13 protein-coding genes are annotated in these 15,312 nt (G+C 51.9%); 6 read left to right on the top strand and 7 right to left on the bottom strand.

The window, feature by feature from the left end; all coding sequences use genetic code 11:
• Positions 1-172: 172 nt before the first annotated feature.
• The 3 genes from iolE to iolD form a co-directional block, all read right to left on the bottom strand.
• Positions 173-1,069, bottom strand: coding sequence for a myo-inosose-2 dehydratase (gene iolE / locus F3J38_RS21930; protein ID WP_167142017.1), 897 nt, complete (start codon positions 1,067-1,069; stop codon positions 173-175).
• 44 nt (positions 1,070-1,113) lie between these two features.
• Entirely contained in the window at positions 1,114-2,127 is a 1,014-nt protein-coding gene (gene iolG / locus F3J38_RS21935) for a bifunctional inositol 2-dehydrogenase/D-chiro-inositol 1-dehydrogenase (protein ID WP_167142020.1), read from the bottom strand.
• Between the two features lie 192 nt (positions 2,128-2,319).
• On the bottom strand, positions 2,320-4,254 hold the full coding sequence (gene iolD, locus F3J38_RS21940; protein WP_167142023.1) for a 3D-(3,5/4)-trihydroxycyclohexane-1,2-dione acylhydrolase (decyclizing): 1,935 nt from the start codon (positions 4,252-4,254) through the stop codon (positions 2,320-2,322).
• A gap of 549 nt (positions 4,255-4,803) precedes the next feature.
• Between iolD and F3J38_RS21945 the strand changes: the two genes are divergently transcribed.
• Together F3J38_RS21945 and F3J38_RS21950 are read left to right on the top strand one after the other, a co-directional pair.
• Entirely contained in the window at positions 4,804-6,717 is a 1,914-nt protein-coding gene (locus F3J38_RS21945; protein ID WP_167142026.1) for a bifunctional 5-dehydro-2-deoxygluconokinase/5-dehydro-2-deoxyphosphogluconate aldolase, read from the top strand.
• 228 nt (positions 6,718-6,945) lie between these two features.
• Entirely contained in the window at positions 6,946-7,791 is an 846-nt protein-coding gene (locus F3J38_RS21950; protein ID WP_167142029.1) for a MurR/RpiR family transcriptional regulator, read from the top strand.
• Positions 7,792-7,950: 159 nt separating this feature from the next.
• On the opposite strand, the gene iolB is transcribed toward F3J38_RS21950, so the two are convergent.
• Complete coding sequence (gene iolB, locus F3J38_RS21955; RefSeq protein WP_167142290.1) at positions 7,951-8,769, bottom strand: 5-deoxy-glucuronate isomerase; 819 nt, start codon at positions 8,767-8,769, stop codon at positions 7,951-7,953.
• A gap of 25 nt (positions 8,770-8,794) precedes the next feature.
• Positions 8,795-10,300 (bottom strand): CoA-acylating methylmalonate-semialdehyde dehydrogenase, encoded by a 1,506-nt coding sequence (locus F3J38_RS21960; RefSeq protein WP_167142032.1) that lies wholly within the window; start codon positions 10,298-10,300, stop codon positions 8,795-8,797.
• 413 nt (positions 10,301-10,713) lie between these two features.
• Here F3J38_RS21960 and F3J38_RS21965 point away from each other — a divergent pair, with 413 nt between their 5' ends.
• From F3J38_RS21965 to F3J38_RS21975, 3 genes are all read left to right on the top strand, one after another.
• Positions 10,714-11,529 carry a TIM barrel protein gene (locus F3J38_RS21965; RefSeq protein WP_167142034.1) on the top strand — a complete coding sequence of 272 codons (816 nt, stop codon included), beginning with the start codon at positions 10,714-10,716 and terminating at the stop codon, positions 11,527-11,529.
• A gap of 177 nt (positions 11,530-11,706) precedes the next feature.
• A complete protein-coding gene (locus tag F3J38_RS21970; RefSeq protein ID WP_167142037.1) occupies positions 11,707-11,952 on the top strand; it encodes a hypothetical protein in 246 nt (81 codons plus the stop codon).
• Positions 11,949-12,263, top strand: coding sequence for a hypothetical protein (locus F3J38_RS21975; protein WP_167142040.1), 315 nt, complete (start codon positions 11,949-11,951; stop codon positions 12,261-12,263). The genes F3J38_RS21970 and F3J38_RS21975 overlap by 4 nt, the downstream gene beginning before the upstream one ends.
• Here F3J38_RS21975 and F3J38_RS21980 read toward each other — a convergent pair.
• A complete protein-coding gene (locus F3J38_RS21980; protein ID WP_167142044.1) occupies positions 12,260-13,057 on the bottom strand; it encodes a DUF4225 domain-containing protein in 798 nt (265 codons plus the stop codon). The genes F3J38_RS21975 and F3J38_RS21980 overlap by 4 nt on opposite strands.
• A gap of 75 nt (positions 13,058-13,132) precedes the next feature.
• On the opposite strand from F3J38_RS21980, the gene F3J38_RS21985 reads away from it, so the two are divergent.
• Positions 13,133-13,615 (top strand): Hcp family type VI secretion system effector, encoded by a 483-nt coding sequence (locus tag F3J38_RS21985; protein ID WP_167142047.1) that lies wholly within the window; start codon positions 13,133-13,135, stop codon positions 13,613-13,615.
• Between the two features lie 217 nt (positions 13,616-13,832).
• On the opposite strand, the gene F3J38_RS21990 is transcribed toward F3J38_RS21985, so the two are convergent.
• Positions 13,833-15,056: an MFS transporter gene (locus F3J38_RS21990; RefSeq protein WP_167142050.1), complete on the bottom strand. Its 1,224-nt coding sequence runs from the start codon at positions 15,054-15,056 to the stop codon at positions 13,833-13,835.
• Positions 15,057-15,312 lie beyond the last annotated feature (256 nt).

The following is a 15,312-nucleotide window of genomic DNA, read 5'->3' on the forward strand; positions in this document are numbered from 1 at the left end:
GGTTCCACAGGTGCGAACTTCATCGTGGCGCGGGACAATATCCCATCAGACGCCGTATAGATTTAAGCAAGCCTCTCGTCATTAATCAAAATCAGGGTTGCAAAAATGGAGGTGACCATAGATTTTTATGTCTGAAGGTCAAAAGAGCGCGATGAATCGCGCGCAGTTGATCTTACAGCCCCGTATTCTCGCGAATATATTTACGTGCTTTCACCGCATATTCGAACGGATTGGCCAGCGCCGGATCCTGCTCCGCTTCCACCACCATCCAGCCTTTATAGCCGTAATCATCGAGGATTTTGAACACTGGTTTGAAATCAATCACGCCGTCGCCCGGCACAGTAAAGGTGCCTTTCTTCACGCCGTCCAGGAAGGAGAGTGATTTCTGACGCACTTCTGCCACCACGCTGTCACGCACATCTTTTAAATGCACATGGAAGATACGTGGCAGATATTTGGTCAGCACATCCAGCATCACCTGCTGTGAACCTTCGGAGTAGTAGATGTGGCCAGTGTCATACAACAGGCCGACGTTCTCATTGGTCGATTCCATAAAGCGATCGATTTCTGCTGGTGTCTGAATGCCGGTGCCCATGTGATGGTGCAGTGTAACGCGCATACCTTTCTTCGCGGCGATCTCCGCCAACTCGTTGTAGCCTTCAGCCGTCAGACGCCACTCTTCATCAGTGAAGATCGGCTTCTGCTCCAGCACCGCCAGCGTGGTGCCCTGAATACTTTTACTCTGCTCAGAGCAGCCAATCACGCGCGCGCCCATCGCGTGCAGGAAGTTCATGTGATTGGTGAACTCGTCGATGGTTTTCGCCTTGTCACCGTTGGCGAAGAAAGTGCTGAACCAGGCATTGCAGATTTGGATACCACGAATATCCAACATCGGTTTCAACACTGCGGGATCTTTCGGGTATTTACTGCCGACTTCACTGCCGGTGAAACCTGCCAACGCCATTTCGCTTACCGTCTGCTGGAAGGTGTTTTCGCTGCCCAGCTCTGGCATGTCATCGTTGGTCCAGCCGATTGGCGCAATCGCCAGTTTTACATTGTCTTTGTTCATTTCAATTCCCTGATTCTGAGAGAAGTGTTAGCCCACGGGCTCAGTTATTTGGCGTAAAAATCCGGACGCTCTGGCATGACTACCGGTTCAATGGCACCGCTTTTCTGGGCTTTATGGCAGGCATCCGCCGCAACGGAAGCAGCAAAACCATCCCAGGCGGAAGGTCCAGTGAGCTTGCCCGCCGTGGCGTCATTGATGAAAGCTTGCAGCTCGACGTCATAGGCTTCGATGAAACGGTCTTTCCAGTCGGTGAGCAGCGCATTGCCAAGACGCGCGTTTTTGCGCATTTGAATGGATGAAGGCTCAGGCAGTTTGGCAATGCCCTCTTCGCCCACCACTTCACACTGAATGTCATAGCCATAAGCACAGTTCACGAAGATCTCGACATCGATACGAATGCCCTTTTGCGTTTCGAACAGCACAATTTGCGGATCTTTCAATTTGGCGTGGGTCTTCGAGGTGGAACGCGGGAACACCACCTGCACCGATTTATAATCGTCTTCGGTCAGCCAGCGCAGAACGTCCAGCTCGTGAATCAGGGTGTTGGTGATCGCCATATCCGTGGTGTAATTTTCACCGACGCTCTGGTTACGGTGCGCACAGTGCAGCATCAGCGGCTCGCCGATTTCACCGTCAGTGATCACCTTCTTCAGCGCGCGATAGCCCGAGTCGTAAGGGCGCATAAAGCCCACCTGCACCAAACGTTTACCATATTTGATTTCAGCATCGACGATGCGACGGCAGCCGTCGGCGCTCATCGCCAGTGGCTTCTCGCAAAATACCGGCTTACCGGCAGCAATCGCGGCCAGCGTGAACTCTTCGTGGGTCGGATCCCATGACGTCACCAGAATGGCATCCACGTTCGGCGAGTTAATCACCTGATGGCCATCCTGATACACCTCAGCTTCGATATTTAAACGCTGCAGCGCCGCACGGGCTCCTTCCACGTTGATATCTGAAACCGCCACCACCTTCGCGCCCTGCAACACATTGTTGCAGCGACGAATGTGGTCTTGACCAATTGCACCGGTACCAATTACACCGAGTTTGAGCGTCATAATTACACCTGTAGAGTCGGATAAGTATCCCCTTCATACTTCAAGATGCAGATGCGTTGGCTGCTCTCGTTAACCCGATTCATTGACTTAACCGCTCATCGGGATCATCTCGTTGGCCGCATTCCTGCATCTCGAATTATTTTGGGTATAAAGAGTCAATCAAGGCCGACGAACGCCGGCCTAAAAAGGGTGTTAGTACTTACGCGCTTGTTCGATATGCACGTTAAGCTTGTCTGCTACTTCCTGCGTGCGCTCTGATGTTGAGGTCTGAGCCACACCGACGTGCCACCAGCTGAAGTATTTGTGGATCATGGTTTTTGGCAGCACTTTAATGTCGAACAGCACTGAAACGGTTTGCTTCTGTGCGTCAATCAGCGCGGCTTCTAACTGTTCCAAGGTGGTGATGCGGTAAGTTTTGCAACCATAACCGCCTGCAATCGCAGCGAAATCCACCGGAACAAAACCGCCATCCAACTTGCCACCTTCCGGGTTACGGAAGCGGAACTCGGTGGTGAAGCTGTCCATACCGTGTTCCATCTGCAGGTTGTTGATACAGCCGTTGGTCATGTTATCCAGCAGTACTACGTTGATTTTGGCTCCTTCCTGAATCGAGGTCACCAGCTCGGAGTGCAACATCATGAACGAGCCGTCACCGACCATGACATAGACTTCACGCTGCGGCTGTGCCAGCTTCACGCCCAGCGCGGCGTTGACTTCATAGCCCATACACGAATAGCCGTACTCAACGTGGTACGAGTTGTAATCTTTGGTACGCCACATGCGCTGCAGGTCGCCCGGCAGACTGCCCGCTGCCGCGACAATCACTGCATCCTTTGGGAGTTGCTCGTTTAAGGTGCCCAGCACGCTGCTCTGCGTCAGCACCGAATTGGTCAGGCGCTCGAACTCAGCAAACAGCGCTTCACGGTCGATGTGATCGGCGATTTCTGGAATGAAATCGTCAGTGTTATAGGTGGCGGCATAAACGCGCTGCGTCTCTTTCAACAGTTTGCTTTGTGCCTGCTCAATCTGGCCGCCCCAATGGTTTTCAAAGCCCTTCAGGCCGCTTTCCAGCGCCGTCAGACCTTCACGCGCATCCGCTAATAGCTGCACTGCATCCAGTTTGTAGCTGTCAAAATTGCTGACATTGAGGTTCAGGTAACTTACTTCTGGATTCTGGAAAATCCATTTCGACGCGGTGGTGAAGTCGGTGTAACGCGTGCCAATACCGATCACCAGGTCGGCTTCTTTCGCCAACAGGTTTGCCGCCAGACATCCGGTTTCACCCACACCACCGACATTCAATGGATGGTCAGAAACGATGGTGCCTTTACCCGCCTGGGTTTCCGCGAACGGAATATTAAAACGCTCAGCAAATTTCAGCAGCGCAGCGCCCGCGTCTGAATACTTCAGGCCACCGCCCACAATGATCAGCGGTTTATGTTTACGCGCAATCAGCGCCAGCGCATCTTCCAACTGTGCCGCTGTCGGCAGACGACGGTCCAGACGATGCACACGCTTTTGGAAGAAGTATTCCGGGAAGTCCCAAGCCTCACCTTGCACATCCTGCGGCAGTGCAATCGTCACTGCACCGGTTTCGGCTGGGTCGGTCAGTACGCGCAAGGCGTTAATACAGGCCGTCATCAGCTGCTCTGGACGGCTCACGCGGTCCCAATATTTGCTCACTGCACGGAAGGCGTCGTTAGTACTGATGCTGAGATCGTGGCTCTGCTCAATCTGCTGCAATACGGGATCGGGCTGACGCGTAGCGAAAACATCGCCAGGCAGCAGCAGTAAAGGAATACGGTTAGCGGTCGCGGTGGCAGCAGCGGTAATCATGTTCGCCGCGCCAGGTCCCACAGAAGACGTACAGGCAATGATCTGGCGGCGCAGTGATTGTTTGGCAAAACCAATCGCCGCATGCGCCATGCCCTGTTCGTTACGCCCTTGATGCACGACCAGATCGCCGCTGTCTTGTTCCAGCGCCTGTCCCAGTCCCAACACGTTGCCGTGACCGAAAATGGCGAAAATGCCTTTCACAAATTTGGTTTCAACGCCGTCAACGTTCAGGTACTGGTTATCAAGAAATTTCACCAGCGCCTGTGCCGTGGTAAGTCTGATTGTGCCCATATGCTTCTTCCTTTACTTGCTGGTACTCAGAGGATGAGTACAACGCGGTTCGGGTTTCGCTGCCATAAATGGCACCCGCGGATAAGTGAAACGTGTGGCGATTATAAACAAATATTTTTTTCATTAAACACGATTACAGAAGAAACATTTCATTTTGCGATGGAGATCAAATTCGGAGATGAAACGCGGGCCAGTGCCATGGCAATAAGGAAGGAAGTGGAACAGCAAGTTGTCATTTAAGGATAATAAAGAAATTTCATTTCACTTCAGTAGCTTCCTTTATTTCTGCTGAGTTTCCTGCGACCTGGCTCACAAGCCAGAGCATCCGCGAAACTCACACTCTAGGGGATACCTTAATCCCGCACAGGCCAGAGTTTTACCTGGCTCACAAAATCGCGATGAATGTTTCATTTCATATTGTATTTGGAATTTTTATTCCTCATACTGCCACCAAAGCCAATCAGGCACCTTGAGAACCCGGAAGCATAGCGCTCGATGTAGGGCGGCATCGCCCGCAGTGTCTGCTTATCACAGAAGGAAACAATAGGTATGAGTACACAACAGAAACGGCTTGATGTGATTTGTATTGGACGCATCGCCGTCGACCTCTACGGTCAGCAAATCGGATCACGCTTGGAAGATATGACCAGCTTTAATAAGTATCTGGGCGGGTCCTCTGGCAACGTGGCATACGGTACGGCCATTCAGGGCCTGAAATCGGCCATGTTGGCGCGCGTAGGGGATGAACACAACGGCCGTTTTCTGCGTGAAGAACTGCAACGCGTGGGTTGTAACACCGAGGGGTTGATCACCGATAAAAACCGTCTGACCGGATTAGTGATCCTCGGTATTAAGGATGAGGACACCTTCCCACTGATTTTCTACCGCGACAACTGTGCCGATATGGGCCTGGTGCCGGAAGACATTAAAGAAGAGTTCATTACCTCTTCTCGCGCTGTCGCGGTGACCGGTACGCATCTTTCGCATCCGCAAACACGCGCAGCAGTACTGAAAGCGCTGGATATCGCCAAACGTAATGGGCTGCGTACCGCACTGGATATCGATTATCGCCCCGTGCTGTGGGGTCTGACCTCACTCGGCGACGGCGAAACCCGTTTTGTTGAGTCTGGTGAAGTGACTAAACAACTGCAGGAAGTGCTGCACTATTTCGATTTAGTGGTAGGAACGGAAGAAGAGTTCCATATTGCCGGTGGCAGCACCGATACACTGACCGCACTGAAAAATGTACGTCAGGCGAGCAAAGCCACCCTGGTGTGCAAACGCGGCCCACTGGGTTGTGTGGTGTTCGAAGGGGATATCCCGGATAGCTGGGAGCAAACCAAGCTACAAACCGGCGTGCGCGTCGAAGTCTTGAACGTGCTGGGCGCAGGTGATGCCTTTATGTCTGGCCTGCTGCGTGGCTGGTTGAATGATGAGAGCTGGGAGCAGGCTTGCCGTTACGCCAATGCCTGTGGCGCTTTGGTGGTCTCACGCCACGGTTGCGCCCCTGCGATGCCAACCAAAGAAGAGTTGGACGATTTCCTCAGCCGCGACAAAGACGTGAAACGTCCGGATCTGGATGCACGACTGAACCACCTGCATCGCGTCACCACACGTAAGCAGCAGTGGCCAGAGCTGAACGTATTCGCTTTTGACCACCGTAAGCAGTTGGCCGATATGGCGCGCGAAGCCGGTGTGAGCGAAGACCTGATCCCGCAGCTGAAACTGTTGCTATTGCAGGCAGCACAAGAAGCGGCAAACGAGGCCGGTTTAAATGAGAAAAGCGGCATTCTGGCGGATACCACCTACGGTCAGAAAGCGCTGAATGCGATTACCGGCAAAAACTGGTGGATTGGCCGCCCGATCGAACTACCAAGTTCGCGCCCTCTACGCCTGGAGCACGGCAATATCGGCTCACAGCTGGTCGACTGGCCCGCAGAGCACGTGGTGAAGTGTCTGGTGTTCTACCATCCGCACGACAGCGCCGAACTGCGTAAAGAGCAGGATGAGCTGATTCTCGACGTGTGGAACGGCTGTAACAAGAGCGGACACGAACTGCTGCTGGAAGTGATTCTGCCGGAGAGCAATCCGGATCGTAACGAGGCGTATTACTACGATATGCTGAGCCACTTCTATAGCCTCGGTATTCAGCCGGACTGGTGGAAGCTGCCACCGCTGTCACCAGAGAGCTGGCAGTCCATCAGCGGGTTGATCGAACAGAACGATCCCCACTGCCGCGGCATTCTGTTGCTCGGCCTCGACGCACCGGAAGAGAGACTGAAAGCCGGTTTCGCCGACGCAGCACAGGCACCTTGGGTAAAAGGTTTTGCTGTTGGCCGTACCATCTTTGGTCAGCCTTCACGTCAGTGGCTCAACGGTGAGCTGGATGACAAAGCGCTAATTGAGACGGTGAAAGGCAACTATCTGCGACTGATCGGCTACTGGCGCGCAGCGCGCGGCTAACAGGTTATGTTCTTCATTGGGGCGCGAATGAATGCGCCCTCTCAGAGGTGGCCCACAAGGCCGCCTCTGCTCCGTTTGCCTCCCCGCTGTTAACCACCTTATTTTGTGAGGCATTTCATAAACCGATGAAATAAGCGTCACGATAACGTCAAACAAATGAAATTTTCCATCCATCTGGTACTATAGCGCTCATTATCCAGCCATATTTTTTGTTAACGGGCCGAAGTAATGACCAATAATCCAACCCAACTCACCTTGTTACAGGACGATATACGTCGTCGCTATGAGACGCTGAGTAAACGCCTGAAGCAGGTGGCTCGTTATATTCTTGATAACAGCAACAGCATCGCCTTTGATACCGTCGCCTCCATCGCGCAGCAAGCCGACGTACCGCCTTCAACGCTGATCCGCTTTGCCAATGCGTTTGGCTTCAGTGGTTTCAACGAAATGAAACAGGTTTTCCGTCAACACCTAATGGAAGAAACGGTGAACTACACCGAGCGCGCTCGTCTGTTCCGTCAAACCGCCACAGATGACAGCGCCAGCTCACCGGAAAGCCCGGTAGAAATCCTTAACGTCTTCACTATGGTCAACAGCCAGGCGCTACAGCAGCTGGCGATGCAGACGAATCCAGACCAGCTTAATAAAGCGGTGAAGATGCTTAATGAAGCCGAGAACATTTACATTATAGGTCTGCGTCGTTCATTTAGCGTTGCCTCTTATCTGGTGTACGCACTGCGCCATCTGGAACGCCGAGCCTTCCTGATCGACGGTCTGGGCGGCATGTTTACTGAGCAGTTAAGCATGGTGAACCCAAAAGATGTGGTGATTGCCATCAGTTACTCACCTTACGCCCGTGAAGCGGTGGAACTGGTTGAGCTGGGTGCCAAGCGCGGTGCGCATCTGATCGCCATCACCGATAGCCAGGTCAGCCCGCTGGCCGCCTTCAGCGATGTGTGTTTTGTGGTACGTGAAGCGCAGGTGGATGGTTTCCGTTCACAGGTCGCCTCTCTGTGCCTGGCGCAGACGCTGGCGGTCTCTTTGGCGTTGAATAACACCAACAACGGCGAGTAACCTCGCCAGATCTCGCGCACAAAAAAGGGCAGCCACTTGGCTGCCCTTCTTACATTTGTCATTCATATCCTGCGATGATCTGCAAAGTGCGCATCTCTGCGCACCCTACGACAATCATACTGCTATCCGGAAGCGCCGCCATGATGGCGACCTGCTACGTTATTTACTGCGCGGATACTTATCGCTGTTCACCCAGGCGTGATCCTTTTCCCAGGTAAACTTCCACAAACGTACCGGACCCGCCATCACGTTCAGGTAGTAGTTATCGTAACCTGCGATGGTCGCCACCGGATGGTAGCCACGCGGTACGGTCACCACATCGCGGTTATACGGTGCCATGCACTCGTCGAGTGAACGGTCGTCGGTATAAACACGCTGCATGGCAAAACCGGGTTCTGGATCGAAACGGTGATAGTAAGTCTCTTCCAGATAGGTTTCGTCCGGGCTGGTTTTCTGGTCATGCTTATGACTTGGGTACGAACTGGTCGCGCCCTCGTCGGTATACACTTCCACCACCAGCAGGCTGTCCGCTTCTTTGTTGTCCGGCAGAATGTTGTGCACCAGACGCTGGTTGCGTCCTTTACCACGGTGCTCAACACCCACATCTTCCGGCGCAATCAGGCGAGCAGGCAGGTTACCTTTACTCGGTGCATTACATACCGCCAGCTCCAGATCGCTATCCGCATAGACTTCCACTTCATCGTTATGCGGTACATACACCGAGTAAGGTGGAATACGCTCGAACGGCGACAGACGTTTGCCGAGGTTCGGGAACTCCGCATGGCGTGTTTTCACCGACGCAAAACCTGCCACCAGCACCAGGCACAGCTCCTTATCACCGCTGCTCAGTTTCAGGCTCTGACCTTTCTTCAGCAGATAAGCATCAAAGCCCACGTACTCCCAGCCCGCGCTTTCTGACGTAACGTGCTGGATACGGCCATTGCTGTCTGGCTGTTGCGCTTTCGAAATCAAAGACATCATCGATCTCCTTGTTTGAGCGAGATTAGCCCAGTGTTGGCATGCTGAACTCAGAAACCGTCTGCTGACCGCTCGGCCAACGCACTGTGGCAGTTTTCATACGGGTGTAGAAACGCACGCCATCTGGACCGTGCACATTCAGCGCACCAAACACCGAACGTTTCCAGCCACCGAAGCTGTGGAACGCCATAGGCACTGGTACCGGTACGTTAACGCCTACCATGCCGGCTTCGACGTTCTGCACAAACTCACGTGCGGTGTGGCCGTTGCTGGTAAAGATGGCGCTGCCATTGCCGAATTCATGGCTGTTCACCAGCTTCAGCGCACTGTCGAAATCGGTTGAACGCATGATGCTCAGCACCGGTCCAAAGATCTCTTCACGCCAAATCACCATATCAGGGGTAACGTTATCAAACAGCGTACCACCAACGTAGTAACCTTCATCATGGCCCGGTACTTTGATACCACGGCCATCCACTACCAGTTTCGCGCCCTCAGCTTCACCTTTGTCGATGTAGCCCAGCACTTTTTTCTGATGCGCCGCAGAAACCACCGGCCCCATCTCGTTCTCTTCAGCACCTTTCTGGATGCCAGGACCGACGCGCAGCGCTTTGATCAGCGGCGTCAGACGCGCAATCAGTTTATCTGCCGTGTCGTTACCTACCGCGACTACCACTGGCAGAGCCATGCAACGCTCACCAGCCGAACCAAACGCGCCGCCCATGATGGCGTTAACGGTGGCATCCAGATCGGCATCCGGCATCACGATGGCATGGTTTTTCGCCGCACCAAACGCCTGGACACGTTTGCCATGGGCACTGGCGGTTTTGTAGATGTGTTCCGCCACGCCGGATGAACCGACGAAGCTCACCGCTGCGATGCGCGGAGCTTTGTACAGCTGCTCAGCATCTTCGTTAGACGAGTGCACCACGTTGAATACGCCATCTGGCAGGCCCGCTTCTTTCAGCAGTTCAGCCATACGGACTGAGGCTGATGGATCCAGCGCCGGTGGCTTGAGGATAAAGGTGTTACCGCACGCCAGCGCGATAGGGAACATCCACAATGGCACCATCGCCGGGAAGTTGAACGGGGTAATGCCGGCAACCACACCCACTGGCTGCATCAGTGAATAACTGTCAACGCCTGTACCAACAGTGGGGGAGTTCTCACCTTTAATCAGATGTGGGATACCGCAGGCAAACTCGATCACTTCAATGCCGCGCGTCAGTTCACCTAAGGCATCTGACCAGACTTTACCGTGTTCAGACACGATCAGCGCAGCCAGCTCTTCGCGATGTTTTTCCATCAGCGCTTTGAAGTTGAACATCACGCGGGCACGACGAAGCGGGGCTGTTTTAGACCATTCAGGGAACGCGGCGTGAGCGATTTCAATCGCTTTTTCAACTTCAGCAGAGGTGCTTTGCGTCAGTTCACGGACGACTTTGCCGGTGGCCGGATCATATACCGGAATAGTTTCATTGCTGGCGCTGTGGGTAATCTTGCCGCCGATAAAGTTTCCTACGATAGTCATGTCGTTGCCTCTTTGATGTGAAGTTCCCTGCAGGCAGTCGGTTAACACTGCAACACCACCTGATCAGACAATACGAAAAGCGTGCTATGAAGCTATTACAATGAAATAAATTTTTCAAATACTTCTTTTTGGAAAATTTACTTTTAGCGGCATGGATCGCATTTTTCATCTTTTCGCCCTAATACGGGTGTAACCCTCTCTCGGCAGGCGTTCAAGCTCGATTATTCCCCCTACACATTAACCTTATCTGCCCCCTCCAGACTCACCGAGATCACGCTTACATGATGCTACGCGAAACGAAATATGAAATTTTTGCGAGTGAGATCCAATATCTTAAATTTCATAATTCACTAACAATGAAATAAATGTTCTCTTTGCAGCATCTTACCCGCATACTATTACAGGAGCCGCACATGGCCATCGATCCAACCCGTTTCTGTATCAACCGTAAAATTGCGCCTGCGCTCCCAATTGAAACTTTCTTCCAGCTGGTACAACGCCTGGGCTTAAGCAAAGTGGAGCTACGTAACGATATGTCGAGTGGCAAGGTAACCGATGATCTGAGCGTGGCGCAGCTGCGGGCATTAACCGATAAGTACCACATTGAGATCGAGACCATAAACGCGCTCTACCCGTTTAACCGTGCGGATGAGGCATTGCTGGCGAAAGCCGAGGCGCTGCTACAGGAAGCCAAAGCCATTGGCGCAAAGGCGCTGGTGATGTGTCCGCTCAATGAAGGCATTGCGATTGCGCCGGAACAGACGTTAGCAGCGATGCAGAAGCTGGCACCACTGTTTGCCGAATATGGCATTAAAGGTTTTGTGGAACCGCTCGGCTTCCCAGTGAGTTCACTGCGTTCAGCGGTGCAAACGCAGAAGCTGATCAAGCAGGCGGGCGTGCCGTTTAAGCTGTTGTTGGATACTTTCCATCATCACTTATATGAGAACGCCGAGCAGGAGTTCCCGCAGGAGATTGACGTCAACCAAATAGGTTTGGTGCATCTTTCTGGCGTGGAGGATACCCGCCCAACCGAGCAGTTGACCGATGAAGAACGCATTATGTTGAGCGACAGCGATGTGCTGAACAGCGTGGCGCAGGTGAAGCGCCTCGAGATGCTCGGCTATAAAGGCATCTATGCATTTGAGCCCTTCTCCTCCGAATTGGAGAAATGGGGCGCAAAAGAGATTGAACGCGAAATTCGCCGCAGCATCGAATTGCTGCAGGCCTAAAACGAACCCTTATCTGTGTCTAAAACAAGACACTTTTGTTAGTGTTGGCCTCGGTCGGAGGCCTTTTTTTATTTCTTTTGTGGGCCAGGCACGGGGAAATTTCCCCACAAAACATTGCCAGCTAATTATCCCGCCTCTAGAATTACTCGTTATCGTTTATTCAAACAAAGGAATGTAATGAAACAGGATAAGCAGAAGCCTGCAGACAAGGATAAGGTTTTGCACAATATGATAAAAATGCGTCGGTGGAGCATCATTGGCGGCCTTGCTGTGGGAGCACAAGTATTACTGAATATCGTTACTGATCCAGGCTCGAATATTTCTATTTTTCAGGCCGCTCTTGCATTAGGTTGTATTGGCTACGGAATTTCAATGACGCCGAAAATTCGCAAACTTTCCCAGGCTGGAGATAATGAAAAATGAACAGCATCCAGATTGAGGAAGAACTCGTCAAAAGTGGATTTACCGGAAAAGATTTGACCGCAATGCGACAATACCTCGGAAAAGAGGGTGCTACCTATCCTTCATTATTGGGTGAGTTACGAGTTCGATTTATAATTTCGTGTATCATTATTGCCATTATCATTACTGGATTCACTTACAGCTTGATGTGTGAAAGCAGTGATTATCTTTTTGGCTATGGGGTAGCCATGATCATCACCGCTCCCATTTTTTACTTTATGACGCCAATGAAGCTAGGATATAAGGCATTTATATATAAGTTTAAAAATTAACCGCCCTTCATATTGTCATACATTGACTTCAAAGCACGTGAGTCGTTGTAAATCTCAACACCTAAGTTAAAGCGGCTCATATCTTTTATCCCTCTAACATAATCTGAGCTCAGATAGTGGAAAAGGCGGTATGTCTGAGGTTTCAAAACCAACCGGAGCATGCCATAGGCCGATAGACTGAGATCCATGGCCGTGTAAGCCATCTCTCCTACTTTCTGGTCGAAACCAAAAAATTCAGCTCCACCAATGTAAATCTTTTTTAAAGGTCCAGTAGCATCATTCCTTCCTGTTTTTAAGTTAATCGCACTTTCGACAATACCATTGAACCCATGAAGTGAAAGCAACGCACCAAAACCTATTCCAATAACATTGCCTGCTGCTGCAGATATACCAACCACTCCGAGTCCCGCAACGACCTGCAGACTCCCAAGCACAATCCCTACACCGTTAATTATCCAATGCCAAACGCCATCATTTTTAATAAATTGCACCGAGGCATGGAGTGCAGCCTGACCAGAACGCAGCATCTGATCCTGAATGGAAATATTTTTATGCTCTGCCTGCAAATTTGTCAGGCATTCCTGACAAACTACCTCGGAATTAACTGAACGAATAGTTTTTAACTGATGCTCGATGAATCGCTTCACATCATTCATGAAATTCATTTGCGTGAATCCATTTTTTAGATGAATTAATGACACTTCATTCGCTTTGTTGTATAACTGCTGCGCTTCCAGATTTGCCATCGTGAGGAAATAACTGGATGATTTTTTATTATCCCAGTAGTTATCCATAACATTACCTCTATAGGTGAACGGGAAATTAAAGGAATTAAATCAGATATTGTATAAAACGGAAAGGATTACTCTATGAGCACAGATATTTTTTTAAGGATTGAAGGAATAACCGGTGAATCACAAGATGCGAACCATCAAGGTTGGATAAATGTGGATTCCTTCACTTGGGGTGCCATGCAACCGGGTAATATGGGCGTTGGTGGCGGTGGGGGGGCCGGTAAGGTTCAGTATCGAGATCTCACCGTGCAGGCCAGTATTGATAAAGCAACACCGGCAATTATGCGTTATCTCTCTAACGGTAAACACGTTAGCAAACTTGAGGTCTCCGTTTGCAAAGCGGGCGGGAGTCAAATCGAATACTGCCGCATCACCCTTGAAGACGTGCTAATCACCAATGTCATTTTTCACGGAGCGACACAGCGCGATCTTATTGGCATCAGCTATCAGTTCCAGGCTGCAAAAATCAAAAACCAGTATTGGGAGCAGTCGGCCAATGGTGGAAAAGGGGCAGAATCGCAGTCTGGATGGAATATCAAAGAAAATAAAGAGGCCTGATACCCCTCAACTGAGCGCTTACCGGTTGCCATGAATGGCCCCCTACGACGATTGTACGCTGGTTTTCGTAGGGGCACATTCATGCACATCGGGCATGAAGATTTTATGTTGTGCTTAAGTGAGCGGCATCGATCCAACAAGCCACCTGGCAACATAACCCATTTATTTCAGAGATACTGTCGCCAGGCAGCGAACATTGCTCCTTCAATCATTACGGCTACGCATTCTCTTTAATCTCCACGCTCGCTTCTTCGGGCATACGCTTGATCATTCTCAGGGTGCAGAACAGCGCTAAGCACACCAGCAGCGCGGTCAGCAGATACACCAACGACACACCAGCGTAACTCATAATAAAGCCCGCAATCGGTCCGGTAATGCCGAGAGACAGATCCATAAAGGCGGTATAGGTCGCTAATGCGCTACCCTGATTTTGCTGCGGCACCACTTTTACCGCCACCACCCCAATCGCCGGAAACACCAGCGAGAATCCGGCCCCGGTGAGAAACGCGCCCATTTTTGCCATCCACGGGTCGAACGATCCCGCCACCAGAAACAGCCCCACCGCTTCCACGGCAAAACAGATGCTGGCGACCTGCAGCCCGCCGAGCTTGTTGATGGCGTTGGGGAACAGCAGTCGCGTGCCCACAAAGGCCGCACTGAACATCGTCAGGGCAAAGGCCGCACCATCCCATCCTTTATCCTGATAGAACAGGGTGATAAAGGTCGCGATCACCCCAAAGCCCGCAGAACCCATCGCCAGAATCAAACCAAAACCGTAAATTTTGCCCAGCACATCGCGGAACGGCAGCGGTTTGGCTTTGCTGCCTTTCACTGGCGCACGCGGCAGCGCCAGCGCAATCGCCAGCACACAGATGGCGATAATGATGCCAGAAAGCAGCAGCAAGCCGCCGCTGCGGAAAATCACCACACCCAGCGGTGCACCAATCGCCATTGCCCCGTAGGTGACGATGCCATTCCAGGAGATCACCCGGCCAATATGGAGCGATCCGACGCGCGCCACACCCCACAGTGAAGTGCCGGTGCCAGAGAAGCTTTGCCCTACCCCTAAAATCACGCGCCCCAGACACAGTAAAATCAGGCTGAGCACGCCCTGCCCTTCAGTGAGTGCGGAAAGTAGGATACAGATGCCGCTGATGAGGCAACCCACCAATCCCAGTACCACCACTTTTTTTGGTCCCCACATATCGGCATAGCGTCCGGCATGCGGGCGGCTCAGCAGCGTGGCAATGTATTGCAGGCTGATCACCAAACCGGCCCAGAAGGCACTGTAGCCCAGCCCATCGTGGACAAAGCCCGGCAGCACCGCCAGCGGCAGGCCAATAGTCAGATAACTGGCGAAGTTAAACTTCACGATAGAAAGGATCAGAAGGTTAAGGCGAAGTCGGCCGTGTTCAGGTGCGGCGGCAGGCTGGTCAGGCATGAGTGATTGCGCTCGTGGGTGACTGAATATTTGTATAGAAGGCTAACTATACGCCTTTTCCTGCCGACTGCATCCGGTGATCGCCCTAATTTATGGTCATCATTTCGTCATATCGCCCACTTACACTCGCCGGCAATTAAATCCCAAAGAGGATATACCCGGCATACTTCGTGCCGTAGCCGCGTTGGCTGCGCGTGCTCACCCCAGTCACTGACTTCAGTCAGCTCCGGGGGATTCACACGCTTGCCGCCTTGCT

Source organism: Candidatus Pantoea formicae (assembly GCF_011752625.1).
GTDB classification, from domain to species: Bacteria; Pseudomonadota; Gammaproteobacteria; order Enterobacterales; family Enterobacteriaceae; genus Pantoea; species Pantoea formicae.

What these genes read in the sequence shown, in the direction of transcription:
- iolE (WP_167142017.1), bottom strand. Translation starts at nt 1,069, where the DNA reads ATGAACAAAGACAATGTAAAACTGGCGATTGCGCCAATCGGCTGGACC.
- iolG (WP_167142020.1), bottom strand. Translation starts at nt 2,127, where the DNA reads ATGACGCTCAAACTCGGTGTAATTGGTACCGGTGCAATTGGTCAAGAC.
- iolD (WP_167142023.1), bottom strand. Translation starts at nt 4,254, where the DNA reads ATGGGCACAATCAGACTTACCACGGCACAGGCGCTGGTGAAATTTCTT.
- F3J38_RS21945 (WP_167142026.1), top strand. Translation starts at nt 4,804, where the DNA reads ATGAGTACACAACAGAAACGGCTTGATGTGATTTGTATTGGACGCATC.
- F3J38_RS21950 (WP_167142029.1), top strand. Translation starts at nt 6,946, where the DNA reads ATGACCAATAATCCAACCCAACTCACCTTGTTACAGGACGATATACGT.
- iolB (WP_167142290.1), bottom strand. Translation starts at nt 8,769, where the DNA reads ATGTCTTTGATTTCGAAAGCGCAACAGCCAGACAGCAATGGCCGTATC.
- F3J38_RS21960 (WP_167142032.1), bottom strand. Translation starts at nt 10,300, where the DNA reads ATGACTATCGTAGGAAACTTTATCGGCGGCAAGATTACCCACAGCGCC.
- F3J38_RS21965 (WP_167142034.1), top strand. Translation starts at nt 10,714, where the DNA reads ATGGCCATCGATCCAACCCGTTTCTGTATCAACCGTAAAATTGCGCCT.
- F3J38_RS21970 (WP_167142037.1), top strand. Translation starts at nt 11,707, where the DNA reads ATGAAACAGGATAAGCAGAAGCCTGCAGACAAGGATAAGGTTTTGCAC.
- F3J38_RS21975 (WP_167142040.1), top strand. Translation starts at nt 11,949, where the DNA reads ATGAACAGCATCCAGATTGAGGAAGAACTCGTCAAAAGTGGATTTACC.
- F3J38_RS21980 (WP_167142044.1), bottom strand. Translation starts at nt 13,057, where the DNA reads ATGGATAACTACTGGGATAATAAAAAATCATCCAGTTATTTCCTCACG.
- F3J38_RS21985 (WP_167142047.1), top strand. Translation starts at nt 13,133, where the DNA reads ATGAGCACAGATATTTTTTTAAGGATTGAAGGAATAACCGGTGAATCA.
- F3J38_RS21990 (WP_167142050.1), bottom strand. Translation starts at nt 15,056, where the DNA reads ATGCCTGACCAGCCTGCCGCCGCACCTGAACACGGCCGACTTCGCCTT.